We start from the raw sequence: 25,045 nt of genomic DNA, 5'->3' as shown, positions 1-25,045 counted from the left end.
CGCCGAAGTTCGCTACCGTAGCCAGAATGACATAGCTTACGATGCCGAACGAAACACCATTAGCGATATTATAGGTAAACGGCATAAATACGATCGTCAGGAAGGCCGGAATCCCTACAACAAGATCCTGGAAGTCGATCTCACGCACAGCCTGCATCATCAGCACACCAACCACGATAAGCGCGGCCGCTGTAGCTGAGCCGGGTATGAGAGCCGCAATGGGCGCCAGGAACAAGGCTAACAAGAAGCATATGCCTGTCGTTACCGATGTAAGTCCTGTGCGTCCTCCTTCCGCGACACCCGCCGCGCTTTCAATGAAGGCCGTGACCGTACTTGTTCCGAGCAGCGCTCCGCCGCTGACCCCTACTGCGTCAACCAGCATTGCTTTTCCCACTTTTTTGTTGCCTTCTTCTTTGTTCTTCATTATTCCGGCCCGGTTGGCCGTTCCCACCATCGTCCCGAAAGTATCGAACAATTCAACAAATGTGAACGTCGCTATGACGGAAAGAATGCCCGTTTTCATCACGCCCGCAAAGTCAAAATTGGCAAAAGCCAGTTTCGTGAAATCAGGAACCCACACAGTGCCCGGCTTCGTCAAATCCGAAAAATGGACTTGTCCCATGAGTGCTGCCAGGACGGTGGTACCCAGTATCCCGAACAAGATGGCGCCCTTCACGCGAAGGATCATCAGAGCGGAGATCAGGACCAGCCCGATAATCGTCAATACAACCGTAGGGTCCTTCAAGCTCCCCAAATGCATAACCGTCTCAAAAGACAGCACGTCCGTAAATTTATGGGCGGGAATATCCTTGCCCGCTTCTACGGCGATTGTCAGCAGCCCGCTGTTTTTCAGGCCTACCACTGTGATAAAAAGCCCAATTCCCACGGTAATCGCGTGCTTCAAGTTGTCGGGCACGGCGATCAGCATCATTTGGCGGACATTAGTTAAAGTCAGGATGAAAAAGATGATACCCGAAATAAATACGGCGGTCAAAGCCATCTGCGCGGTAAACGCGCCTTGCGACCCGAGAACGACAGCCGCGAAATAAGCGTTCAATCCCATACCCGGCGCCAAAGCAACAGGAAAGTTCACAAATACGCCCATAGCAATGGTCATGATGCCGGCCGCAAGGGCCGTAGCCAGGAAGACCGAGTACCAGTTCAAGCCGGTCGCGCCTGAGCCGAATGCACTAAGAATGTTCGGATTTACCGCGAGGATATAGGCCATTGTCATAAATGTAGTCAAACCCGCCATAATTTCCGTTCTGACGCTTGTCCCATTTTCCTTCAGTTTAAAAAAGCGTTCCATGCGAGAAATCCCCCTAAACATAGTTTGGATACCCAGAAAGTACAATAGCCTCGATCGTCAGTGACCTAGGCTGTTGCAAAAGAGAATGGCCCTCCTATAGAATGGTTCTCCTGCAGTAAGAAGCCACTTTTCAAAAAGTCTATTCCCGTTTTCGTAGCCGGATCATTAAGGTGATCTCATAGAGACTCCCAGGCCAATTCCTGAAATTATACGAAAAATATGATGTTGTTCGTCTATATTGTAAAAATTTTGTCTTCTCCTGTCAATAAAAATTTACGAACATTATCTCGGATTTCAGCACTCTTTGTTCGGATTAGAAACTGAGTCGTACGAGCTAGCACAATAGCTTTCACCCGCTAACACGCCGCGCAATCCTTAATCCCTTTAAATTATTATACGCTTAAATTGCATTAATCAATCAATAAGCCTGCTTATTCAGCACATTAGCCGGAAATCCTAGATTGGCTTATTGATTTTAGTCATAAAAAATACTCCCTTGTATTTGCTAAACAACGCAGATAAAAGAGAGTAATTTGTTGCATTCTATTGTTGCAGGGTAACCGGTTTTGTCCCTTTTTATTCCCATTCAATCGTGGCTGGCGGTTTGGACGTAATATCATATACTACACGGTTCACGTTGTCGACCTCATTGACGATACGGTTCGAAATGCGCTCCAATAAGTCAAAGGGAACTCTGGCCCAGTCGGCGGTCATTCCGTCGATGGACGTTACCGCGCGAATGCCCACCGTATAAGAGTACGTGCGGACATCTCCCATCACTCCGACGCTCTTCATGTTGGGCAGCGCCGTGAAGTACTGCCAGATCTCGCGGTCCAGCCCGGCTTTCGCGATTTCCTCGCGCAGAATCGCATCGGAATCGCGGACGATCGTCAGCTTTTCTTCCGTCACTTCGCCGAGAACGCGGATGGCGAGACCCGGGCCCGGGAACGGCTGGCGCCATACGATCTCATCCGGCAGGCCGCATTCACTTCCCACTTTGCGGACTTCGTCCTTGAATAAAGTGTTAAGCGGCTCGACGAGCTTGAACTTCATATCTTCGGGCAGCCCGCCTACATTGTGGTGGGATTTGATTGTCTGCGCGGTGGCCGTGCCGCTTTCCACGATGTCCGTGTACAGCGTTCCCTGCGCCAGGTATTCAAAATCGGCGAATTGTGCCGATTCCTCCTCAAAGACGCGAATGAATTCGTTGCCGATAATTTTGCGCTTTTGCTCGGGGTCGTCAACGCCGGCCAGCTTGGACAAGAAACGATCGCGCGCGTCAATTTTGACAACCTTCATATCGAATTTGCCGGCAAACGTCTCCATTACGCTTTCGGCCTCACCCTTGCGCAGCAGCCCGTGGTCGATGAACATGCAGGTCAGCTGCTTGCCCACGGCTTTGTGGATCAGCATGGCTACCACAGAGGAATCCACACCGCCGCTGAGCGCGCAAAGCACTTCGCTCTGCCCCACTTTATTGCGGATGTCCTGAACCGTATCGTCGATGAAAGACTCCATGCTCCAGTCGCCCTCGCATTCGCATACGCGGAACAGGAAGTTGCGGATCATTTCATTCCCCTGCACCGAGTGGCGCACTTCCGGATGGAACTGGACTGCGTACAAATTTCTTTCCGGGTGGCTCATCGCCGCGATAGGAGCGTGGTGGGTGCTCGCGTCAATAACGAAGCCTGTGGGCAGCTCGACAACCAGGTCGCTGTGGCTCATCCATACCGTCTGGCGCTTGTCCAATCCTTGCACGAAACAGGACTGGTCCTTGAAATCCACTTCCGCTTTCCCGTATTCTCTCTTGGAGGCCCGTTCTACTTTACCTTCCAACTGGTGGGCCATCATCTGCATACCGTAGCAAATACCGAGAATCGGTACGCCGAGCTCATACACTCCGGGATCGACGATTGGGGAATCCTCTCCGTATACGCTGGCAGGGCCGCCGGAGAAGACGATTCCTTTCGGATTCAGCTCGCGCAGCTTTTCAACCGATGTATTATAGGGCACAAGCTCGCTGTAAACGCCAAGGTCACGGATCCTTCTGGCAATTAGCTGGTTATACTGTCCTCCAAAGTCCAGTACAACAATAATTTCATGTGGCTTGGTCATAATGAGCCCCTTTCATTTAGTAGGTTCATTATATATAACCTCTTCAAAACCCGTCAAGAAGATGTGAAAAATGAGGTAAACCGCTGAAACCCACAAGTTTAGCCACCTGCGGCGACATCAATCTGACCACCCTCCGTCCAACGTCACAACGCGCGCCCGGAGAGGCATTTGTATACAAACAAGAACTTCATAAACAACAGGGCTATGCGTCCTTTTTCACCTGTGCGAAAGATTAATGTAAAAAGGCACAATCCGCCCGATATGAATATAATACCCATTTTTGGCCGCTATGCTAACCTGTCTGGGAGAAGATTGCAGATCGTAATCCATTATGGAGGCCCCGAGCCATTCTGCCGTCTGCCGCAGCGGAACGAGCAGCCTGCCGTCCTGCATCCGCATATTTGCCATCGGGTAAGTTTGCGCGGGCTTGCCGGGGATCTCAACCTGGATCGAATGGTAAACCAGATCGTAATGAAGCTTATATAATCCCCAATTGGCTGTCGCGATTCGCTGTTCATTGTTCCAATCCACCGTCCCGCCCATCTGCTCCACCAGCGTCCGTAAAGGAACGTAAAAGACGCCGTGCTCAAAAAGATGCTGCTCCGGCTGCAGCACAAATGACGTGCCGTCAAGCTTTACCTGCAAAGGCCGGTCGGTCTTTACACGCTTTGCCGATTGAGCGGGCGGCTGCACCCGGCTTACCGTTTCCGGCCCTTGAGCGGCCCTGTACTGAGCTGCATCCCGCGAGTATTCCTTAAACTTGTCATAGCTCGTCCCCCTGCTCCATTTGAGCTTGGCGAGACCGAACTGGAAGGGCTTCACTTCCTCGGTCAGCGCAGCGAAGCCGTATCCTTTTTCCTTAAAAAACGAAATCATCTGCGGCAGCGCCTTCACCGTTTCTTCATGCCCCGCCCCATCGTGCATCAGCACAACCAGTTCGCGGCGCAGGGGACTTTTTTTTACCATAGATAAAATTTCCTCCGCCTTGACCCCCGCCCTGCTTGCGTCTCCGCTGTCTATATTCCAATCGTGCACCGTAAATCCGGCTTGATTCATATAATAGTAATAAAATCCGTCAAAATTGGTGGCCGTCCCTCCCGGCGCACGCAGCAGCCTGGTACGCTGACCGGTAGTTTGATAGAAAATGTCGTCCGTCATCAGGATCTGCTGCCAAAACGTGGAAAACGAGGAATAAAGCTGCTTGTACACATGGTTATAGGAATGGTTGCCAAGCGCATGGCCTTCCTGCACGATCCTTTTGGCATAGTCCGGATACTCCTTCACCTGCTCGCCCAAAGCGAAAAAAGTGCCTTTGATGCCCTCGCGCTGCAAAATGTCCAAAACCTGGGGCGTATTTTTGGACGGTCCGTCGTCAAAGGTCAAATAAACCGTTGGCTCCGCAGGCGCTTTGTACTCCCTCTCCAGTTCGCCGGCACGCTTGCCGGAAAGAAGAGCTTTATACACAGTCTGCTGCGCATCCTCGGACTCCGTGCTTTCCGCGCAAGCAGTCCAAGGCAGGACGACGGCGGCATAAACTCCTATTATCACGGCAAAAACAGCTGCGGCTGCGTTTCTCCGATTATTGCTGGTACTCCCGGCTTGGTGTTGGTTCATCCCGCTTCCTCCCACGGATACGATTCTTTTTTTGGCACTGGTAGATTATATGGGAGGTAGGGAAATAGTATGATATGGCACAAAAAAAAGAGATTCCCAAAATCCAGGGAAATCTCTTAACTCTCCGGCAGTTTCGGAAGCCTAATCCTGTAAAGCCTTGACGGCATCCAGTACCAGCTGTGCGTGGTTCTTGACCTTCACGTTACGCCACTCCTTGACGAGCCGACCCTCTTCATCGACAAGAAAGGTGGAGCGCACGATGCCCATGTACTCTTTGCCGTACAGCTTCTTTAGCTGCCAAACTCCGAACTGCTCGCTTATCGCATGATCCTCGTCCGAGAGAAGCAGGAACGGAAGCTTGTACTTGGATATGAACTTGTCGTGCCTTTTCAGAGGATCGGCGGAAATTCCGACGACCTCCACTCCGAGTTTGCCGAACTCCTGGTGGAAGTCGCGGAAATCGCAGGATTCCTGAGTGCATGCCGGTGTCATATCCTTTGGGTAAAAGTAAACGACCACCTTCTTCCCGCGGGCCCCGGACAAAGTGAATGTCCCGCCGCTTGAGGCGGGCAGGCTGAAATCGGGAACAAGCTGTCCCGCTTCCATTTGCGTCAACGCCGTTCAACTCCTTTAAACTTAGATGGTACAAAAACTTATGATCCGGCGCCGCGGTACCTTTTCACCCCGATATTCCACACGGTCACGCCTGCGCCCAGAAATACGGCCCCCATCACAGGAGTGAGCCAGGCGAAGACGCCCCAATTGGCCCGGTCCAGGAAATAGGCTGACGGATAGAACCCGACAAAGGCAAACGGGATCAACCAGGTGAGAAGGATTTTCATGATTTTGTTATACATAGTCACCGGATAGCGGCCGTAGTTCTGCAGGTTCCACATGAGCGGGAGAATCCCCGTCGGCGAGTCCGAGAAAAAGGACAGCGCCGTAAGCGAGATGTACACCCCGCCATAGATCATAATGGAGCCTGCGACAAGCAGCAGAAAGACGAACGGGTCATACCAGCTTAAAACCAGGCCGGCATGAAATGAAGCATAGACCATGATTACCGCGCCCGCCAGCGCACTGAACAGCGACGAGGGATCCATGTTTTCCAGAATGAGCTGGACCAGGTTATGGACAGGCCGGGTCAACACCCGGTCCATTTCGCCTTTGACGATATATCTTTCGCTGAAACCCCACAAATTAAAGAAAGTGGAAAAAATACCCTGCGGAATCATAAAATAACCGTAGATGAACAGCACCTGGTCTTTGGACCAGCCTGCCAGGAGCGGCGTGTGCTGGAACATAATCAGGATCACGACCAGATTCAAGCCGTTAAACAGCAGGTCGGACAGTACCTCGATCCAGAAATCCGAGCGGTAGGTCATGCGGGTTTTCATGTAATTTTTCAAGTATTCCCAAAATAATGCCGTGCTCTGCATCCCCTCAACCTCCTTGCACGAACAGCCGCGCCCTGGCGCTCCGCCACAGCAGGATAAGCGGCAGCGTAAGCAGGACGAACCACAGCAGCTGCAAGCCCAGCACCTGATAAACCGCCGCGCCCGTCACTCTTCCTGTAAATACGGAACCCGGCAGGTAAGTGATCGCCTGAAACGGCAGCAGCTCAAGCCACCCCTGCGCCCACAGCGGAAACAGAGAAACCGGTACGACGAGTCCGGAGAGCAGGTCGACCGCCACCCTTTTCATGCGCATCAAGCCTTCGTTGTTTTCCAGGAAGAATGCGGTAAGGCCCGTAATGATATTGATCTGGGTATTGATCAGGAAGCTGAAAAACAGCATAATGAGAAAAATAAGCCAAACGGACGGGTCTTTGGGCAGCTTCACCGGAAACAGCAGAGACGCGAGCACCATACCCGGCGTTGTGAACAGCAGCAGGCGGAACAAGCCCTCTCCGAGCCCCTGCATCATTTTGACGATAATGTAGTTGTACGGCCTGATGAACTGGATCGCTACGCTGCCGTCCTTGATCTCGTTCGCGATTTCCCGGTCCAGGTTGTTAAAATAAAAGGCCCTCGCCATCCAGGAGACGGCAATATAAGTCGTCATCTGCGTCAGTGTCAGGCCCCCGAGTGTCTCTTGTGAACCGTAGATCGCCTTCCACAGGAAGTAGTAAGCCCCGATATTGACGGCATAAATAATAATACCGCTGTAGTAGTTTACTCTGTAAGCCAGCATCATTAAGAAACGAATACGGATGATCTCCTTATAGGCGCTAAGCATGGACGGCCGCTTCCTGCCCGACTGCCGCGCTGTCAGCCTCCGCGGAGCCGGATTTATAAATTTCGCGCACGATGTCATCCGTGCCCGTTTCGATGATTTTGATGTCGGCGATTTCAACCGTTCCGACCACGCGGCTGAGCACCTCCGAGATCCGGGCTTTATCGGAAGGAATGAACACTCTGCCCGTCAGCTCGTTATCCATCTCCCAAGCCACCTCCAGCCCGCGGGTCATCCCCTGAAGCCGTTCGATGGACAAGGGGCTCTGGAACTGGAATACGACCTCTTTCCCTTTGCCCCATCTGGCTTTAAGCTCCTCCAGGCTGCCGTCGTAAATAATGTTGCCGTCATCCAGCATAATGACCCGCGAGCATAGGGCTTCGATATCCTGCAGGTCGTGCGTGGTCAACAGAATAGTCGTCTCATACCGCTGGTTGAGCGATTTCAGAAACTCGCGGATTTCCGTCTTGACGACAATATCCAGCCCGATGGTAGGCTCGTCCAAGAACAGGATGGCCGGATTGTGCAGCAGCGAAGCCGCGAGCTCGCACCGCATCCGCTGGCCCAGGCTGAGCTTGCGCACCGGACGGTTCAGCAGCTCGGAAAGCTGCAGCCGCTCCACCAGCTCGTCCAGCCGCTTGCGGTACTCCGTTTCGGGAACCTGGTACACTTTGCGCAGCAGCTGGAACGACTCTACCACTCCGATATCCCACCAAAGCTGGCTTCTCTGGCCGAAGACGACGCCGATATTGCGCACGAACTTCTCCCGCTCTTCGAATGGCACAAAGCCGTTCACCCTGATTTTGCCGGAGGTGGGTACGAGGATCCCGGTGAGCATTTTGATCGTGGTCGATTTGCCCGCCCCATTCTCGCCGATGTAGCCGCATATCTCCCCTTGGGGAATTTGGAAGGAGATGTCCTTGACCGCGGTTACCTGCTTGTATTCTCTCCGGAACAAGTCTTTGAGCGCGCCTCTCATGCCCTCCCGGCTTTTCTGGACTTGAAATTCTTTACGAAGCTTGTGAACATCTATCGCTAACATGAAAACCTCCTGTTCTGGCAATGGAAAATAATTCTTGAACGAATACGTCCCTGTATGGAAAAGATAAGAAAACCTCTACCGAGGCCATTCAGCGAAGCGCGACCGCGGCTTAAAGGCAGGTTTTCTTGGTATAGAAAGTATACTTGCTCAATGTCTTCAGCGCTACTATACTAATGTCAATTGCATGGACCGTCTCTCGTCAGGTTTCGACATTTCCTATGATACACCAAACGTTTAGTTAAGAAAACCGATTCAATAAGTACAAAGGAAAGGACCGGGCTGTATGAAAAAATGGCTCAAATGGACTTTTTTATTCATATTTGTTCTGTCCCTCGGCACAGCTGGTTATTGGGGACTTAGCATTTATCAGTTCGCCAATCACATTTCAAGCCCGAATAAAATCCATAACATGCCTAACTCCGTGCAAAATCTGCCGCCCAAATGGGAGGGGAGGGAACGGGTCAATGTACTGCTCCTGGGAGGCGATTCCCGGGGGTTAAAAACGACGGAGCTGCCCCGCTCGGACAGCATTATGATTGCCTCGATGGATCCGGTCACGAAAAAAGCCTACCTTTTCTCTATTCTGAGGGATACCTACGTGGATATTCCGGGACAAGGGAAAGACCGGATCAATGCCGCGATCGCTTTCGGCGGGCCTAATCTGGCGATGAAAACAGTGAGCAACCTCACCGGCCTCGATATCCAATATTACGCCTACACCGATTTTCAAGGGTTTATCGCTTTGATTGACGCCTTAGGCGGGATCGATATCGATGTCGAGAAGGATATGAAATACAAAGACGCGGCGGATGACCACGTTTACGATATCGACCTCAAGAAAGGAATGCAGCATCTGGACGGCAAAACCGCCCTCCAGTATGTGCGCTTCCGGCATGACGCATTATCCGACTTCTCGCGGACGGAACGTCAGCGGAAATTCCTTTCGGCCGTAGCCCACAAAATGCAGAGCGCAGGCTCTCTGATCAAGCTTCCGGTCATTTTGGGCAAAATCGAACCGTACGTGGAGACGAACATGTCCATGTCGGATATGCTGAAGCTCGGTTCACTCGGCTATGAGGTGCAGGCTAACGGCATAATGGGGAAGCAGCTTCCGCCCCAGTCGCTGCTCGTGGAGCGTACGATCGGCGGCGCCTCCGTCATCACTGTGAACAGCACTAAGCTGAAGGCGTATATAAAGGATGTGCTCAGCGGAGCCGACCCGGAACAGCCGAAAGGCTCGGGCGCGGAGGAAACAAGGTCATCGGGAGCGAGGACGACGGATCTGAAAAAGAAGTAACGGGTGAGGCTCTTTGCCGTTTGGCGGCTGAGAGCTTTTTTGGATAGAAGGCGGCGGCCGCTGTACCGCGGCGGAGAGTTGTTGGTGTGCAGTCGGAGGGCTTCTGCCGTACAGCGGCAGAGGCCGCAACTGTGCCGGACGTACGTGTGTCAACGACGCCCACGAGGTTGATAAAAATAAACATTTAGAGATTTAGACTACTGCAGTAAGCTCAGGCTTGAGAAGCGGTTTCGTCTTCTTCACCGCAAAAGATGCTTTCCGTTTAGATGTGGAAACGGGGGGCTGCGGAACCTTCCGTCCGTAAGCGACGGCAAACCCGTCTCTATCGATGTCCGGAGAAGAAGGCGTCGATACTTGAACTTTGTTCTGGGTCATGATTCCGCCGTTTGAACGCGATAACTTCGGCTTCCTGCCATTTACTCTGCACCGATCAAAAGTAATTCGGCCATAATCCGCTATAGCGGTGATGCGTCCGTTTATTTGAGGCGCTTCGACGATCCATTCGGCGGACGTCCGCGGGCCGGAATAAGAGCGCACGGTGCTGAACGTCCATTTTTTGCTGCGGTTTATCAGCCTGATGGACCATTTTCCTTTGCCCAAGTTATGAATTTCAGCGCGCATGCGATCGCCGGGCGATACTGGAAACGGAATTTTCCTTTCTGCCGCCGGAAGGATTTCCCACCAAGCGTAATAGTGGGCTGAGCCGTTATAGTAATCCTGCTCGGTGCCGGCTTGAATTAAATAATTGTTTCGGAAGCCGTCGATTCCGATCCATGCGGAGGAGAAACTCGTCTTTTTTCTTGTGTTCACCTTCGGCACCTGCCATTCCCCCGCGATGCTGTTGATTGCGCCCTTCCTTGTAGTTACCGCATAACCCGACCAATTGCTGGAGGACCAGCCGAAGCCCGAGCTTTGCGCTTGTTTCAGTTTCAATTTATTAGCAATAAAAGGAGTGTGCCTGTTTCCACCGGTGTGCAAAGAACAGTTTGCGTGATTCACGTTTTTCACCTCCTTACGCTTTGCAATATACGATGCCGCAACCATGCAAAAGGAACCGGGCAAATGACGGCAGGTTTCTTAAAAAAAGCAGCTGGAGAGCATCCGCGTCATTGTACGCTAGACATCCCGAACGATCCGATTGCCTTCCGACAGAATGAAACGCAGCAGTTGTGCCAGGTCACTCATACGCTTCAGTTGTGAATCATGCACTCGTTCCGGCTCGCAGCGTTTGATCGCTATGGCTTCCCGGATAAGTCCGTGCCACTGAAAAAGCTGCATCGGTTAGAAGGACTTCTCTTCAACATCAGTTGCTGTGTTGCCCTGCTTAGTCCGGGTTGGTTATACTGTTCTGATAAGGTAACTTCTTTCCCTGCAAGATCACGCTCATACATAAAGGACAGAAATCATCATGAATTTATAGACGGAGGATGAACTATGGAACGCAAAAATTCGGAGCAATTGTACGCGGAAGCGCTGAAACATATCGTGGGCGGGGTGAACAGCCCATCCCGTTCTTTCAAGGCGGTCGGCGGCGGTGCCCCCGTGTTTATGAAACGCGGTCAGGGCGCTTATTTCTGGGATGAGGACGGCAATAAATACATTGATTTCCTGGCCGCCTACGGCCCGATTATTCTTGGGCACGGCCATCCGCATGTGGCGGAGGCGATCTCACTGGCAGCGGCGAATGGAACGCTGTTCGGTACGCCGACGGAGCTGGAAATTCGATTCGCCAAAATGATCAAGCACGCCATCCCTTCCTTGGACAAGGTGAGATTCGTAAATTCCGGAACCGAGGCGGTCATGACGACGATCCGTGTGGCCCGCGCATATACGGGCCGCACCAAAGTAATCAAATTTGCCGGGTGCTACCACGGCCATTCCGACCTGGTGCTTGTTGCCGCCGGCTCCGGACCGTCCACGCTCGGCATTCCCGACAGCGCCGGCATCCCGGCGGCCATCGCGCAGGAGGTCATCACCGTGCCGTTCAACGACCTCGATGCGTTGCAGGCGGCGCTTGAGCGGTGGGGCGAGGATGTCGCCGCGGTCATGGTCGAGCCCATCGTCGGCAACTTCGGCATGGTCATGCCGGCGGCGGGCTTCCTCGAGGGGCTCTGCGAGATAGCCCGCCGCTTCGGTGCCCTCGTCATCTACGACGAGGTCATCACCGCGTTCCGCTTCCATTACGGCGCGGCGCAAACCTATGATGGCCTGGCGAACCGCCAAGCCATCGAGCCGGACCTTACGGCCCTCGGCAAAATCATCGGCGGCGGTCTGCCGATCGGGGCCTACGGGGGCCGTAAGGCCATCATGGAGCAGGTCGCTCCGCTTGGACCTGCTTATCAAGCCGGCACGATGGCGGGGAACCCCGCCTCCGTGGCCGCGGGCATCGCCTGCCTCGAGGTGCTCGGGCAGGCCGGCGTGTACGCCAAGCTGAAGGCGCTGGGCGCCCGCTTGGCGGCGGGGCTGGCGAACGCCGCCGCAAGGCACGGCGTCCCGCTGACCGTGAATCGCGTCGGCGGCGCGATTTCCACCCACTTCTGCGCCCATCCCGTGACGAATTACGACGAGGCGCAAGACACGGACGGCGAGCAGTTCGCCAGCTTTTTCCGCTTGATGCTGGAACAAGGCATCTGCCTCGCGCCGTCCAAATATGAAGCGTGGTTCACCACCATCGCCCACACGGAAGAGGACATCGACTATACGCTGGAAGCGGCCGATAGAGCTTTTCAATCGCTGAAATAACACCGTGTGAAGAATGGCTAGCGGCCGCCCGCAGAACATCCTTGCTCTAGCAGCCGCTCGCAAGCGATAGCGTACATTTTTTCAGCTATTCTCAAGTTTTGCTACATATCGACTAAAATAGCGGAATCTAGTTCCGCTATTTTATGTGAAATCGGTTTTTTTACGCTTTTTACCCGAAATATCGAGATATAAAGGAACCGCGTTCTGCTAATTTTGGGAAAATTTCCGGGAAATAGAGCTTTAGTGGAAAACGTTATGCTGCTGCGCTGTATCGGACAACTCTTAAACTGGCGAGAATTGGCATGGTTGCCTTGCTCCCCCGGCTGAAATATTTACGCTTCGCTTCCTCATAGACATACAATGGCAACTTGTCGGCAAGCTTGAATGCCTCATATTCATCAAGATCCAGAACCTCGACCAGCTTCTGGATCTTCTCCTCGGAGGGAATTACCCGACCAACCTCAATGTCAGTGAAATATTGGGCAACAATCTCGACTCTACGTGCTATTTCTGATTTTTTTAGATTTTTCGCAATTCTCCACAGCTCAACTAACTCTCCAAAAGTGTTTGCGACCAACATCATGGCTGCTTTTATTTATACAAATACAGTATTCAGTGTTCAGTTGAAAACAATGGCATTTAGGCATTTTCAAAGTGCAACACGCTCCTTTCAATAATCATCCACTGGCACCACTCCGTTTTTTTCGTTCCCTTATTCACCTTACAAGTCAGTTCTCCAATACGTACTCTATTTTTCAACATCTAATCAGCCGGTAGCATTTATATCAAATCCCGTGTTCCTTATAAGACACTGGCCGTTGTTTACGATCCAGCCTCATGTACTCCACCATGAAAACCACGCTGAACACAAATGCCGCAACAATGAGCAAAAAAGGGATCCGCGGATCAATGTGGTACGCCCATCCACCGATAATGCCGGCAGGCGATATGAACGCGAGAATCAGAACCGAAAGAACGGCAAAAAGCTTGGCCCGATTCTCATCGTCGATGACATTGGCCACGGCCGTTTCCAGAATTGGACCGATCACGACGGAACCGACGGCCGACAGGATCGTGCTCACGGTAAGTCCGGCCAGATGGCCGGGCGACACGGCGGCGAGAAGCAGGTTGCCCAGCACCGAGACGATCAGTCCGCCCGTCAGCGCTTTGTACATGTGCCGCTGCGGAATGCGGGGAAGCAGAAGCCACATGCAGAGCAGCATGACTGCGGAGGAAATCGCCGGGAAAATCGAAACGAGCCAATTCTCGATTTGCAAATATTCCACCATATAGAGCGACAAATACGTGGATTTCATCGTCGTTTGTAAATTAAACAGAATGTACACGCCAAACATCAACAGCAGCGCAGGATTGCTCCAGATGCCGCGAAACACTTCTCCGTACTCTTTAAATCCTTCAGCCAAACCGGCGCTCCTCGCCTCGCGCTTTTTGCGCAGCCCGATTTCCGTCTCATGAGTGAAATGGTTCCGGCCGAAGAACTGTATGGTCATGCACAGGAAAGCGAGCAAATACATGATGCGGACTGCCGGAATCATCGTAAAATGGCTCACTAACACGCCTCCCAGCGGGGCAAACATGCCTCCTACCACAACGATGAATTGAAGCACTGTAAAAACTTGGGTGCGCTCCTTTGGATCGGTGTCTTCCACCAGAAGACAATAGAACGCTGTATTGGGGATTTTCTGAAAACCGTTCGCGATCGCAGCGAGTATGAAAAACCAGACATTGTCCGCGAGCGCCCACAGCAGCGTGGCAGCCGTCCAGCTCACGAGATCGAAGTACAGCAGGGCCGCTCGTCTGCCCATCCTGTCGGTGATATACCCGCTCATAAACGAAGAAAAAAACTGCACAAAAAGACCGAGCGATGAAATCCATCCGATCGTGGTTTCATTTAAGCCTAACTGGTACATATAGACCGTGGCATAAGTGCCGTACATGCTGAACGGAATTAAAAAGAGGGGCTCGAAAGCAAGGCACCCTCTGCTGTTTCCCCGCAAATTCCCCAGTATTTTCAACGGCATCCTCAAACCTCCGAATGATCGGCGCGATTATAAACTATTTTTCCGTTTATCATAGTCCACAGGACCTCGAAATCCTCGTCCATAAGCACCAAGTCCGCATCCAAGCCTGCCGCTATCCTCCCTTTGTTTGCCAAACCCAGTATTTGCGCCGGTGTCTGCGAGGCCATAACGACCGCATCCTTCAAAGGGATTCCGGCCCGGACCGTTTTTGCCAGCGCTTCGCTCATCGTGACCGTACTCGAGGCAAGCGTACCGTCGGCTAACCTGGCAACCCCTTGCGAGACCGTGACCTGATGGCCTCCGAATAAATAGGTTCCGTCCCCCATCCCCATAGCCTGAAGGGCGTCTGTAATAAGCACCATTTTGCCCGGCCCTTTTTCCCGGTACATCAAACGCACAATTGCCGGATGAAGATGCACATCGTCGACAATGGCTTGAAGACTGACGTGGTCTTCTTCGAACGCGGCCACAACTGCCCCGGGGTCACGGTGGTGGATCGGGCGCATCCCGTTGAAACAATGGGTGACGTGGCTCGCGCCGTGGCGAAATGCTTGCTTCGCTTCCTCATATGTAGCGTCGGAATGGGCGACGGATACGATGATTCCGTGCTCTTTCAGGAAAGCTGTCATTTCAAGCCCGCCGGGAAGCTCAGGCGCCAGAGTCACCATTCGAATCAGCGGCCCGGTCTTATCCAGAAGCGTCTGCATTTCACCCGGATCCGGATGGCGCAAGTACCTTTCATTCTGCATGCCTTTGCGTTTAACATTCAAATACGGACCTTCTATATGCACGCCTGCGATCAGGGCTCCGGGTTCTTTTCCCTTCACTTCGGACACAGCTGAAATCATGTTATAAAGGTCCTCAAACGATGAGGATACGGAAGTGGCTAGAAAGGAAGTGCAGCCGGTGCTGGCGCAAGCTCTGGAAACGGCCTCCACACTGCTGTGGGTGCCGTCCATCATGTCATACCCTTCGGCCCCGTGAATATGCACATCGATCATTCCGGGGATAAGGAGTTGACCATTGCCGTCGATTTCAAAATCCGCAGAACTGCCAGAATACGCTTCATCGTTATATACGGATTCAATTTGGCCGTCACGCAAAATTACTGATGCCGGCCGCAGCCCCTCTTCGCTTATCAAACGCACGTTTCTGATCACAATGGCAGTCATAAATCTTGTGGCTCCTTTTTTTCTGTGAATTGTCCCGGTGCCATAAAGCCGCTGGTCGGTCAATTCCAGTCTCCGGTTGTTCCGTTACCTTGGGTCACTGTTCCTTACCCAGTGTCACTGCTCCTCGAACAGCTTCTCCCCCCGGTGCAAACGCCACGCTATGCGTGCAGTGTGAGGAACTTCGCGCGCGGTTGGAGCGTGAGCTGCCAGGTAGCGGGCGACGGCAAAGAGCAGCGTCTCCCTGGCGCGGACGGCAAAAGCGTCCGTCCTTTTCTCCCATCCCTCATACTCGGCGACTGCCGCTTCATACATTTGGAAGGAATGGAATTCGGCATCTTCCCTCAGCAGCGCATGGCCAAGCGTATTGATCAAAGCTGGCCGGTCGCCGCCTGCGCTTAAATAGGCTGCGACCCATTCCGCAGCTTCGCCCACCTGCTGCCGCTGATCCAGAAGCTCCAGAAGCTCCAGCGGATCCTTGGCTGGTTCACCGCCTGCGCGACCGATGCCTTTCGGGCGGGGAGCGGAGGGCACGTTAAGGAACCGGTCCAGATAGACGCTGACGGCGCTGTAAAAAATCGACCTGAACAGCAGCGGAGGAGTGCTGCGCTTCAAGCTTTCATGGACGGCGTGCGCATGGGTAAAAGTGTGAAGGACCGCTATCCAATCGCCAAAATCGTTCTGGGTATGGAATCGCACGATCCGCTCCGCCGCCGCCAGCGCCACAAGCTGAGCAAGCCGGACTGGATCTCCTCCGCTCGCCAACACCTCGGACAGCAAAGAAATCATAACTAGCGGCTTGTCATCCAGCAGCGTCTGCAGCACCTTCTCCTCTTCTTCGCTGTCCAGCGGTCTCCAGGTTTCATGACCGTATCGTTCCAAACGGCCGAACGCTTCTTTCAGCGGGGCTACCAGGTTGGTCGGGGCCTGCCACTGATGCAGCTCTTCGCTGCGGGTCGGGTCCGACAGCAGAGGGACGAGCGAAGCGAGCACCCGCACTTTCAGTTCGGAGCCAACGAGCTGCAAGGATTCGAACGCTTTGTTGTGAAAATCCAGGGTATGCCCGCCATCCAGATAAAAATGGTCGGTGACGGCCAGCAGCATCATATCTGCAAGCTGTTCGTCCGAGACGCCTTTGGTGATGGAGGTAAGCAGAATCCGTTCGGCACCCTGCGTGTCCCGTACCTCGATGCAGCTGCGGTACCAGGCACGCAGCCTCTCTTGCGTGACCTCTTCGCCGGGCAGGCGGCCAAGCAGCCGGCGCTCCGCCCTACCTGCGCTGCTGCGCGCGACTTGATGCAGGCCATGATACAGCGCCAAAATCCTGCCCGTCTTATCGAGCTTCGGCAGGACGCGCGCCATGGCCGTCAGAATAGTGAGTCCCGAATTCCACCCTCCTGCGAAGCCGGTGCCAAATCCGACGCCGATCCGGGCGATATCCGCCTCAGGATAGCCGGCTTCGACAAGGCCCACAACCGCTTTCGCTATGACAATACCGATATTTTCCTCCAACCCTTCCCGCAAACGTTGAATATATTTGTCTGCATGATGCTCATGCCGGGAACGAGGGTTCACCCAAACATTCCCATCTTCGCATTTCACTTCATGGGAAGGAACATCGTCCGCCCACGGGTCGAGCGTTCCGCCGCTGCATACGTCAAATCGCGCATGGTGCCAGTGGCAGGTTAAAATCCCGTCGCACAAGCTCCCCAGATGAAGCGGAAAGCCTAAATGAGGACAGCGGTTATCGACCGCATAGACCTGATCCTCATGATAAAAAACCGCGATTCCGCCTTTGATCAGCTTTGAGCCTTCCTTTTGAAGCGCTTCCAAATCGCCTGCAAAAATCCAACCTTCCCTCGTTTCCGCCGCATTCCTCACGTACGTCCCCTCCCGGCATTAAAATAAATGGATTTCACCTAATTATACCAACAGGCAGCAGCAATTACACTATATGGGAAAATGTTCGGCGGTATAGTGATTTCAAGTAGTACAGAGTATAATAGATAGAGTTGAATTAAAGGGGGATAATCGATTCAAGGATCGGCTTGGGTCGCACAGCTATGACTAAACTTCGTCTTTATTTATGCTTGTTTGTTTTGCTTTTCTCTTTCAGCCTTGCAAACCGGTCGTCTGCGCATAATTACGGATCCATGGCCAACTCTACTATAACTGCTGCGGATAACCGCCTTGTATTTCATTATAAAATCGATGAAGCTGCTATTCTATTCGCGCTGCCTGATATCCAGGCCAAAAACGGCGTTCTCCATGAAGAGGAATTTAACCGGAATAAAGCTGCAATTCTCTCATTGATTTCATCCAACGTTTTACTTCTTATGGACGGGAAGCCTTTAACCCCTGTGAGTGTCAAAAGCCAGCTTATGAACGACAGCTCATTGCCGCTGCCGGTTGTGGATGTCGAGTATATCTATGAAATACACCAAATCACCAATCTGACTTTGGAGGATCATTTCCCCCAATTGCTGGAAGTGAATTATAGCCATTACGGCACCTACCAGAACGGTTCGGTCTCACAAAATTTTGATCTGGACAAGAAGCAGCCCGCCGTTTCCTTTTCCCAATCTGCGCCGCAGCAAGCCTCACCGGAAACGGCTCCGAAGCAAGATTTTCCCGCACCGGCACCGAAAGCCGGGCCCTCGGCATGGAGCTTTTTTATTGCGGGGATTGAGCATATTATGGCCGGCTTTGACCATATTTTATTTTTACTCTCTCTCTTGCTTTACCGCCAAACGCCCAGACAGTATATCTCGACCCTGACCGCTTTTACCATCGCCCATTCCTGCACGCTGATCCTTAATGTCCTTGGGTTTATTACCCTGCCAAGTTATATCGTCGAAAGTGTCATTGCCTTGAGCATAGTCTATGTCGCTTTGGAGAACCTCCTTATAAAGCGAAAAATCAACCACCGCCCAATGCTCGCTTTCGGTTTCGGACTGATCCACGGATTAGGGTTTGCCAGCGTGCTCAAGGAATTTTTGCCCGAAAACCATGTCGTTGTCCCGCTGTTGATGTTTAATCTGGGGATCGAAGCATTTCAAATCGCGCTTGTTCTGATCTTATTTCCGCTTTTGCGAATATACTTTAGGCAGCGCTGGTATCCTCTCAGCTTAAAGCTTGTCTCGGGCGCGATTTGCTGTATCGGAATATTCTGGGCCTTTCAACGCCTGTTTCTGTCATAAGGCAGTCAGATGCGTTTCCCGCCTCGTGTTCATTTTTATTTTACAACATCGCACTGCTAATTGTGATAAAATGGAAAAAATCGCAAATTATTGGTCGAGTTTTGAACAATGATTTGAACAAAATTGGAGGAGGCAGACGAGTGAATAAGCTGATTTTTATGGAATTCGATGTGAATGACGGCACTAAAATAAGCTTGGTCCTGCAGCATATTTTATATTTCAAGCCGCTGAATAACGGGACGGCAGTGAAGTTGATCAACGGGGAGGAAATCCTTCTCTCGGAAGAATACGACGCGCTCAAAAATAAAATATCGGCTGACAACCATATGGAAGAAGCGGAGTTTTGGGATTAAAAAAGCCGCGCATTGCCGCGCAGCTTCTATTACACAAGTGTCCTCTCTTGACGGTTCCTTATCCAACAGTGATTTTCTCCCCGGGTTTGAGCACTCTGCCTTTGATTTGTTTGGCCTCGAGGCTTCGCACGAACGCTTCAGCGTCCTGTTGAATGACCGGGAACGTGTTGTAATGCACCGGCACGACCAGCTTGGCCCCATACCACTCAGCAGCCTGAATCGCGTCCTCGGGCCCCATCGTGTAGTTGTCTCCCATCGGAATGAACGCCACATCAATATCGTATCGCTCGCCAATCAACTTCATATCGCCGAACAGGCCGGTGTCCCCCGCGTGAAGCAATGTAAGCCCTCCGCATTGAACAATATATCCTGCCGGCATGCCGCCGTAAAGAATCTGCTGCTTGTCGTGGAGAACAATTCCGGAGCTGTGGAAAACCTGAATCATTTTCGCTTTTGCAAAGCCGAGGTCGACCGTGCCGCCAATGTTCATTTCAATCGTCCGGACGCCTTTCCACGACATGTACGCAGCCAGTTCAACGCCCGCAACCACCGGCGCGTCATTGGCCTTGGCAATCGGTTCCGCATCAAGAATATGGTCAATATGCGCATGGGTCAAAAGAACGTAATCCGCCTTGATATCCTCCGGCTTAGTCACCGCCAGCTCGTTCCCCCTCAGAAACGGATCGATCACAAGCGATTTGTCCCCCACCGCAATTTGAACGCAAGAATGTCCGTGGTATATGATTTCCATCGTCTTTTTCCTCCTGATTCATATGTACAGCTCCCCCGGTCAACGAGAGATACTGCGCCGGCCGCGTCAAATAAAGAACCGGTGCTGCAGCAGCCAATCGTTCATATGTACAAGCCCCCAAAGCAAAATTGCCAGCGCCAAGGCCACAATTTTCACCGCTGTGCTGTTCCCGAACCATTTATCCATTCTTGAGCTCCTTTATTTTGCGCTTTTAAACTAAAGTTATTTAACCAATTCATTGAGGATTGAATCACCGATTGGTGTTTACATCTGCCCAACTATTTGTTAAGATTCTAAAAATGTTTATTAGAGGGATGGGATGCAGGATGACACAACGTACGGAAGCTCCGTTTCAAGCGGATCAAGTAGGCAGCTGATGTACCATATCACTTACTTGTCCGATGGCCTGAAGGTGAAAGGATACCTATGCTTTCCGTATGGCTTCGATCTTCCGGTACCAGAGCTGAAGGCATCGATCAGCCGGTTCTACGCTTCCAACGAAGCCGAGCTTCCAATTACGAAGATAGCCAGCTCCATTGATCCGGAAACAAAAGATGTGCGGCCGTTTAAATGGCCTGTGCTTATCTACTGCCGGGGCGGCATCGGCAAAATCGGAAGAGTCAAGACGCATTGGCTTGAACAATTTTCCAAATTCGGGCACATCATATTTGCCCCCTCTTACCGGGGTACTGAAGGCGGAGAAGGCCGGGACGAATTCGGCGGACAGGATAAAGATGACGTCCTGTCCGCTTACAAGCTTCTGCAGAGTCTGCCATTCGTCGATTCCAGCCGCATTTCTGTGATGGGCTTTTCACGCGGCTCTATCAATGCGGCACATACTGCGGCAGAGATAGCGAAAGTGCACAAATTGATTTTTTGGAGCGGAGTCTCGGACCTGGCACAGACTTATGCGGAACGGATCGACCTGCGCAGGATGCTCAAACGCGTCATTGGAGGCTCCCTGAGCAAAAAGCCTGATGCCTATGAATCGCGCTCCCCTGCTTCAATGGCCGCAAGGATACATTGTCCCACCCTGATTATGCATGGCACGCAGGATATTCAGGTCGATTTCAGCCATGGAGTGAACATGTATAACAAACTGCGGGAAGCAGGCGCAGAGGTTGAATTTCACAAATACGAGGGGTATGGGCATCACTTTCCGCCTGATGTTCATAGATTGGCGATCGAGCGGATGTTTCACTGGATAAACAATTAAACCCGTTTAACTAATACAGCCGCACATCTCGCGAAGTGCGGCTGTATTTGCGTATTTATTTTCTTAACGTCGGAATCAGCCTGTTGGTCTTTATGAGCAAATCCAACGCATCGTTGATATGTTTGGTAACAATGTCGCTGTTTTGAAGCGTTTTGGTATAGCATCCTTCATCTCCAATGACGGCGATAGCGAGTGCGGCTTTCGAGAACATCTCTTCATCGTTTCTTCCGTTGCCGACCGCCGCCGCGGCTCCGGGCAGATTCTCAATAAATTGAGCCTTTTCCTCCGCTTGCTGATGCTGTCCGATAATATGTACGGTTACCGGTAAATCTGAACATTCTTTTTGGACCGTTCCATTGGTGTCCGCAGTGATTACAAACAGCTGCAGGTTTTCACAAATTCGCATCAGGCGATCTTTAACGCCGTTGATCAGCTTGCCGTCTGTCGCAATCGTACCGTTAAAATCGAGCACCAGGGATTGAATCTCGAGCATTCCGGCTCCCGGGATATTGATTTGCAGCATTTTCTCCTCCATTAGCTCCGCTTCGCCGCTTTATAAACCTCGATATACTGAGCCGCCTTCTTGGCCACCAAGGAGTGGTCTCCCGTCTTCACAGCTTCGGCGGTCAAGTCCGAACCGATTCCTACGGCAACCGCCCCCGCTGCAATCCACTCTCCCAAGTTCCCCAGCGATACTCCGCCTGTCGGCATGATATTCGCTTGGGGAAACGGCCCCTTGATCGCTTTGATCACCGACGGCGAGTAGCTGCTGCCCGGGAACAGCTTCATTACATCCACACCCAGCTCCAGCGCGTGCTGAATCTCTTGCATGGTCATCACCCCGGTCATGACCGGAACGCGGTAACGGTTGCACAAAGCGACCGTAGCGGGATTCAACGCCGGACTTACCGCAAATTCAGCCCCGCTTAACATCGCCGCTCTGGCGGTTTCCGGATCCAGCACGGTACCTGCGCCGATGATGGCGAACCTGGAGTTGTCATCCGTGCCGCTGCTGAATTTCATGGCGAGCTTCTCTATCGCTTTTAAAGCAAAAGGCACCGTCATCGTAACCTCGATCACTTTAATGCCGCCTTCGATAGCCTGCTCCGCCATTTCCGCCACTTCCTCGGGAGTCTCGCCGCGAAGAACCGCCACAACGCCCTGTTCCACAATCTGTTGAACCAGCCTCAGCTTTTTCATGGCCAAATGTCACCTTTCGTCTAACGCTCCACATGAGCGGTTTCATTCAAAATATTTTCGACCTGCTCCCACACAGGAATCCCTTCCCAGTCGCCTTCCGTCTGGATGACCATCGATCCGACCAGGTTGCCGATCCGCACCGCCTCTGCGTAAGGCAGATCTTTCAAAACACCCGCGATAAAACCCGCGCAGAACCCGTCCCCGGCTCCTACGGTGTCTACAACCTGGTCTACTTTAAAATAGGGAATCGACCTAACTTTACCCTTCTCCACCAAATAAGTGGCCTCGTCCCCGCCTTTAACGACGCAAACCGCCGACAGCCGGCCCAAATGCCCCATGATCGTGTCAAAATCGTCCGTCCGGTACAGCAGCTTCAACTCTTCCAGGCCGGGCAGGAAGTAATCAGCTTCTTTGGATATCTCCAAAAGCACTTCCCGCGCCTCTTCGATCGTCCACAGCTTCAGCCGCAGGTTAGGGTCGAAGCATACTTTGACTCCATGCTTGTGCGCAAGGCGTATCGCCTCCATGACCGTCTCTCTGCAGGAAGCGCTTAAAGCGGGGGTAACGCCGGTCACGTGCAAAATTCTCGCTCTGCTAATATACTCCTCATCAAGGTGCTCAGGTTTCATCAGGCTTGCCGCCGAATTCTTGCGGTAGTAGTAGACCGAGGTCTTGCCCGCCACAACCTCCCTCATCATCAGGCCGGTAGAAGCTTCGGAAGTCCGCTCCGCGCGTGATACGTCCACGCCCTCTCCGCGGATTTTTTTCAGGATCATGCTGCCGAACGGGTCTTTGCCAAGGCGGCCGAACCAGCCCGAAGTATGACCCAACCTGGCCACCCCGATCGCCACGTTGCTTTCGGCTCCGCCAAACAGGTTCTGCAGCCTGGAGGAATATTCGATTGCCCGGTTCCCTTCAGGCCGCAGCAGGCCCATAGTTTCCCCAAAGGTAATAAATTCAGGTTGAAATTGCATCGGTTGAAATTGAGCCATCGTCTCGCCATCCATTCCGCCGTCCACGCACGTTTTTTATTGGGATCGCTTTCTTTTTTCCCGCTGCTTCTATTATAGTCAAAGTTCAGTTATGGCGCCATAACAGCTTTATCATCTATCGGCGTGCAGGCTGCGGCTTTTCACAAAGCGCACAGCTCAATCTCAAACCCGAGATCCTCAATCATCCGGTGGTCGGCGGACGCTTCCTGGCCTTCGGTAGTCAAGTAATCTCCGACATATATCGAATTCGCCGCGTACAGCGCAAAAGGCTGCAAAGAACGGAGATTCACTTCCCTGCCTCCCGCTTTTTCCACCGTGCTTACCCGGTCATCGTATGTATGTGTTGTTGGCCGCCAGCATATCCCAATTCACTCCGGTTTCAATCATTCCACTTACCTCCTCAAAAAATTGTCAACCCAATTATAACATAAATGGTTTACAATTCAGGTTAAACTATTGCTGCTGGATTTAGCCGGCTAGGCTGTCTCCTGTGGATGAAAAACGTACGTCAGCACACTCTTGTTCAAAATGAAATTCCAATCCAGATATATGCCTTTCATCTCACGCTTTAGCACATCGTCGACCGACCCTTCTTTCAGGAAAAGGGGTTTTTCAAGTGCTCGTTTTGCTTTGCGAATGTACCCTCGAACCCGAGCTTTACCAGTTCCTCTTCGAGTTTGATCAGCAGTCCTTCACGAACAACCACTAAATTATCCTCACCGATCCAAAATGAATAAATCGAGTCGGGCATCTTTTGCACATCGTAAGTGATTTTTCCGACCCGGTGGTGTACCTCATCTTTTTTATAGTAGTAGTCTTCGTTGTCGCGATAACGGCTGTTACTTGTCAAACCTGTGATGAGTCCCGAAAGGTTGCTGTCATCCCAATCATAATACAAACTGTCGATAACGATATCGGTGTTTTCTTGGATGAAGTGAATCAAATCCGGGCAAATGTATTCAACAATAAGTTCACGGGTCGTTCTCATTGCATCATTGTCATTTTGTTCGACTAAAGCTTTTATATCCGGACCGGTATGGCCTTGCAGGTGAATCATTACGCATCTTTCATCTAAATTTACCGTGACGTTATGCGGAGATTGTCTGAAATTTTCCAGAAAAAGCCGCTGCGTCTCGGCAATGATTTGTTCTTTAAGAGAGGGCTTCAGCATTTGACCACCTTCCATAAGAAAGACTTTTTAGTTATTAACCACTTTTTACAGTTTGAACCATATCCTGCCCGGTCGTGAAAAAAGCGCCCCCATCCGATTTGGACGAGAAGCGCTTGCCCGCGGTGCCACCCAATTTGAAAAACGCCAATGCAGGACGTTTATTCAACTTGGTTCCGCGAGAACGGAAGGTACCGGTTAACTTGGAGATGATCTTATTTCAATCATTCTTAGCGATTAAGAACCTGGTTGGATGCCCGTCATCCGCATGATCATGGTTTTATATTGTGGTAAATTATATCCTGAAAATGGTAACTGGTCAATTTAAAATTGTGCAGTGCGGCACCTTCAAAGATATCTTTTTCTATCCTCTGCCTCTGGTCAAAATGCACGGCACGCCTTTGCCTACCGCGCCCGGAACGGACATTTTCTCCAGGTAGCGCAGCCCTCGCGCACATTTTCGGCATTTCTCGCATACATCGGAAGTTACCGTTTTCATATTCATATTGGCCTGGCTTGCCGGGGTCGGCTGTTTCTTTTTGACTTTCTTGGGGGGCACGGGACTCACTCCTTCGAATCTGTTGTACTATCCTATGTGAA

The 25,045-nt window shown here is 52.0% G+C and carries 24 protein-coding genes, 1 pseudogene and 1 riboswitch (1 of these 26 cut by a window edge); of the genes and pseudogenes, 5 read left to right on the top strand and 20 right to left on the bottom strand.

Going from position 1 to position 25,045, the window contains the following annotated elements:
* From ACZ5N7_RS16515 to ACZ5N7_RS16485, 7 genes are all read right to left on the bottom strand, one after another.
* Positions 1-1,309, bottom strand: the 5' portion of a protein-coding gene (locus ACZ5N7_RS16515) for an NCS2 family permease (protein ID WP_464655712.1). 89 nt of this gene lie to the left of the window's left edge; only the first 1,309 of its 1,398 coding nucleotides appear in the window; it begins with the start codon at positions 1,307-1,309; its stop codon lies beyond the left edge, outside the window.
* Positions 1,310-1,443: 134 nt separating this feature from the next.
* Positions 1,444-1,543: riboswitch (purine riboswitch) on the bottom strand.
* A gap of 342 nt (positions 1,544-1,885) precedes the next feature.
* Positions 1,886-3,424 (bottom strand): glutamine-hydrolyzing GMP synthase, encoded by a 1,539-nt coding sequence (gene guaA, locus ACZ5N7_RS16510; RefSeq protein ID WP_464655710.1) that lies wholly within the window; start codon positions 3,422-3,424, stop codon positions 1,886-1,888.
* 216 nt (positions 3,425-3,640) lie between these two features.
* On the bottom strand, positions 3,641-5,038 hold the full coding sequence (locus tag ACZ5N7_RS16505) for a polysaccharide deacetylase (protein WP_464655708.1): 1,398 nt from the start codon (positions 5,036-5,038) through the stop codon (positions 3,641-3,643).
* Positions 5,039-5,179: 141 nt separating this feature from the next.
* Positions 5,180-5,644 carry a thioredoxin-dependent thiol peroxidase gene (bcp, locus tag ACZ5N7_RS16500; RefSeq protein WP_464659313.1) on the bottom strand — a complete coding sequence of 155 codons (465 nt, stop codon included), beginning with the start codon at positions 5,642-5,644 and terminating at the stop codon, positions 5,180-5,182.
* A gap of 47 nt (positions 5,645-5,691) precedes the next feature.
* Positions 5,692-6,477 (bottom strand): ABC transporter permease, encoded by a 786-nt coding sequence (locus tag ACZ5N7_RS16495; protein WP_464655706.1) that lies wholly within the window; start codon positions 6,475-6,477, stop codon positions 5,692-5,694.
* Positions 6,478-6,481: 4 nt separating this feature from the next.
* A complete protein-coding gene (locus tag ACZ5N7_RS16490) occupies positions 6,482-7,276 on the bottom strand; it encodes an ABC transporter permease (RefSeq protein WP_464655704.1) in 795 nt (264 codons plus the stop codon).
* Complete coding sequence (locus ACZ5N7_RS16485) at positions 7,269-8,315, bottom strand: ABC transporter ATP-binding protein (RefSeq protein ID WP_464655703.1); 1,047 nt, start codon at positions 8,313-8,315, stop codon at positions 7,269-7,271. The genes ACZ5N7_RS16490 and ACZ5N7_RS16485 overlap by 8 nt, the downstream gene beginning before the upstream one ends.
* A 283-nt stretch (positions 8,316-8,598) precedes the next feature.
* Between ACZ5N7_RS16485 and ACZ5N7_RS16480 the strand changes: the two genes are divergently transcribed.
* On the top strand, positions 8,599-9,612 hold the full coding sequence (locus tag ACZ5N7_RS16480; protein ID WP_464655701.1) for an LCP family protein: 1,014 nt from the start codon (positions 8,599-8,601) through the stop codon (positions 9,610-9,612).
* A 192-nt stretch (positions 9,613-9,804) separates the two neighbouring features.
* Here the strand turns inward: ACZ5N7_RS16480 and ACZ5N7_RS16475 are convergent, their stop codons facing one another.
* Both ACZ5N7_RS16475 and ACZ5N7_RS16470 read right to left on the bottom strand, forming a co-directional pair.
* On the bottom strand, positions 9,805-10,611 hold the full coding sequence (locus ACZ5N7_RS16475) for a G1 family glutamic endopeptidase (RefSeq protein WP_464655699.1): 807 nt from the start codon (positions 10,609-10,611) through the stop codon (positions 9,805-9,807).
* A gap of 117 nt (positions 10,612-10,728) precedes the next feature.
* Entirely contained in the window at positions 10,729-10,890 is a 162-nt protein-coding gene (locus ACZ5N7_RS16470; protein ID WP_464655697.1) for a hypothetical protein, read from the bottom strand.
* A gap of 156 nt (positions 10,891-11,046) precedes the next feature.
* Between ACZ5N7_RS16470 and ACZ5N7_RS16465 the strand changes: the two genes are divergently transcribed.
* The gene (locus tag ACZ5N7_RS16465) at positions 11,047-12,354 is read left to right on the top strand and encodes a glutamate-1-semialdehyde 2,1-aminomutase (protein WP_464655695.1); all 1,308 of its coding nucleotides are present in this window, start codon (positions 11,047-11,049) and stop codon (positions 12,352-12,354) included.
* 253 nt (positions 12,355-12,607) lie between these two features.
* On the opposite strand, the gene ACZ5N7_RS16460 is transcribed toward ACZ5N7_RS16465, so the two are convergent.
* The 4 genes from ACZ5N7_RS16460 to ACZ5N7_RS16445 form a co-directional block, all read right to left on the bottom strand.
* Complete coding sequence (locus ACZ5N7_RS16460) at positions 12,608-12,937, bottom strand: helix-turn-helix domain-containing protein (protein ID WP_464655694.1); 330 nt, start codon at positions 12,935-12,937, stop codon at positions 12,608-12,610.
* Between the two features lie 202 nt (positions 12,938-13,139).
* Positions 13,140-14,396 (bottom strand): MFS transporter, encoded by a 1,257-nt coding sequence (locus ACZ5N7_RS16455; protein WP_464655693.1) that lies wholly within the window; start codon positions 14,394-14,396, stop codon positions 13,140-13,142.
* 2 nt (positions 14,397-14,398) lie between these two features.
* Positions 14,399-15,568, bottom strand: coding sequence for an N-acetylglucosamine-6-phosphate deacetylase (gene nagA / locus ACZ5N7_RS16450; protein WP_464655691.1), 1,170 nt, complete (start codon positions 15,566-15,568; stop codon positions 14,399-14,401).
* Between the two features lie 114 nt (positions 15,569-15,682).
* A complete protein-coding gene (locus tag ACZ5N7_RS16445; protein WP_464655689.1) occupies positions 15,683-17,446 on the bottom strand; it encodes a Rieske (2Fe-2S) protein in 1,764 nt (587 codons plus the stop codon).
* A 182-nt stretch (positions 17,447-17,628) separates the two neighbouring features.
* Here ACZ5N7_RS16445 and ACZ5N7_RS16440 point away from each other — a divergent pair, with 182 nt between their 5' ends.
* Positions 17,629-18,765 (top strand): HupE/UreJ family protein, encoded by a 1,137-nt coding sequence (locus ACZ5N7_RS16440; RefSeq protein ID WP_464655688.1) that lies wholly within the window; start codon positions 17,629-17,631, stop codon positions 18,763-18,765.
* 140 nt (positions 18,766-18,905) lie between these two features.
* Entirely contained in the window at positions 18,906-19,118 is a 213-nt protein-coding gene (locus ACZ5N7_RS16435; RefSeq protein ID WP_464655686.1) for a hypothetical protein, read from the top strand.
* Between the two features lie 58 nt (positions 19,119-19,176).
* Here ACZ5N7_RS16435 and ACZ5N7_RS16430 read toward each other — a convergent pair whose 3' ends face one another.
* Positions 19,177-19,869, bottom strand: a complete 693-nt coding sequence (locus tag ACZ5N7_RS16430) for a metal-dependent hydrolase (protein WP_464655684.1) — start codon at positions 19,867-19,869, stop codon at positions 19,177-19,179.
* Positions 19,870-20,188: 319 nt separating this feature from the next.
* On the opposite strand from ACZ5N7_RS16430, the gene ACZ5N7_RS16425 reads away from it, so the two are divergent.
* A complete protein-coding gene (locus ACZ5N7_RS16425) occupies positions 20,189-21,085 on the top strand; it encodes an alpha/beta hydrolase family protein (protein WP_464655683.1) in 897 nt (298 codons plus the stop codon).
* A gap of 55 nt (positions 21,086-21,140) precedes the next feature.
* On the opposite strand, the gene ACZ5N7_RS16420 is transcribed toward ACZ5N7_RS16425, so the two are convergent.
* The 6 genes and pseudogenes from ACZ5N7_RS16420 to ACZ5N7_RS16395 form a co-directional block, all read right to left on the bottom strand.
* On the bottom strand, positions 21,141-21,608 hold the full coding sequence (locus ACZ5N7_RS16420) for an HAD family hydrolase (RefSeq protein ID WP_464655681.1): 468 nt from the start codon (positions 21,606-21,608) through the stop codon (positions 21,141-21,143).
* 11 nt (positions 21,609-21,619) lie between these two features.
* Complete coding sequence (locus ACZ5N7_RS16415; RefSeq protein WP_464655679.1) at positions 21,620-22,285, bottom strand: bifunctional 2-keto-4-hydroxyglutarate aldolase/2-keto-3-deoxy-6-phosphogluconate aldolase; 666 nt, start codon at positions 22,283-22,285, stop codon at positions 21,620-21,622.
* 20 nt (positions 22,286-22,305) lie between these two features.
* On the bottom strand, positions 22,306-23,277 hold the full coding sequence (locus tag ACZ5N7_RS16410; protein ID WP_464655677.1) for a sugar kinase: 972 nt from the start codon (positions 23,275-23,277) through the stop codon (positions 22,306-22,308).
* 140 nt (positions 23,278-23,417) lie between these two features.
* Positions 23,418-23,591: pseudogene (locus tag ACZ5N7_RS16405) on the bottom strand (biotin synthase BioB); the annotation flags it as partial.
* Positions 23,592-23,872: 281 nt separating this feature from the next.
* Positions 23,873-24,463: a Na-translocating system protein MpsC family protein gene (locus ACZ5N7_RS16400; protein ID WP_464655675.1), complete on the bottom strand. Its 591-nt coding sequence runs from the start codon at positions 24,461-24,463 to the stop codon at positions 23,873-23,875.
* Positions 24,464-24,809: 346 nt separating this feature from the next.
* Positions 24,810-25,004 carry a hypothetical protein gene (locus tag ACZ5N7_RS16395; protein WP_464659380.1) on the bottom strand — a complete coding sequence of 65 codons (195 nt, stop codon included), beginning with the start codon at positions 25,002-25,004 and terminating at the stop codon, positions 24,810-24,812.
* Between the last annotated feature and the right edge of the window lie 41 nt (positions 25,005-25,045).

The sequence above is a fragment of the Paenibacillus sp. JCM 18996 genome (assembly GCF_055392555.1).
Note: the sequence above shows the minus strand (reverse complement) of the source record. Positions and strands in the feature narration are given on the sequence as shown.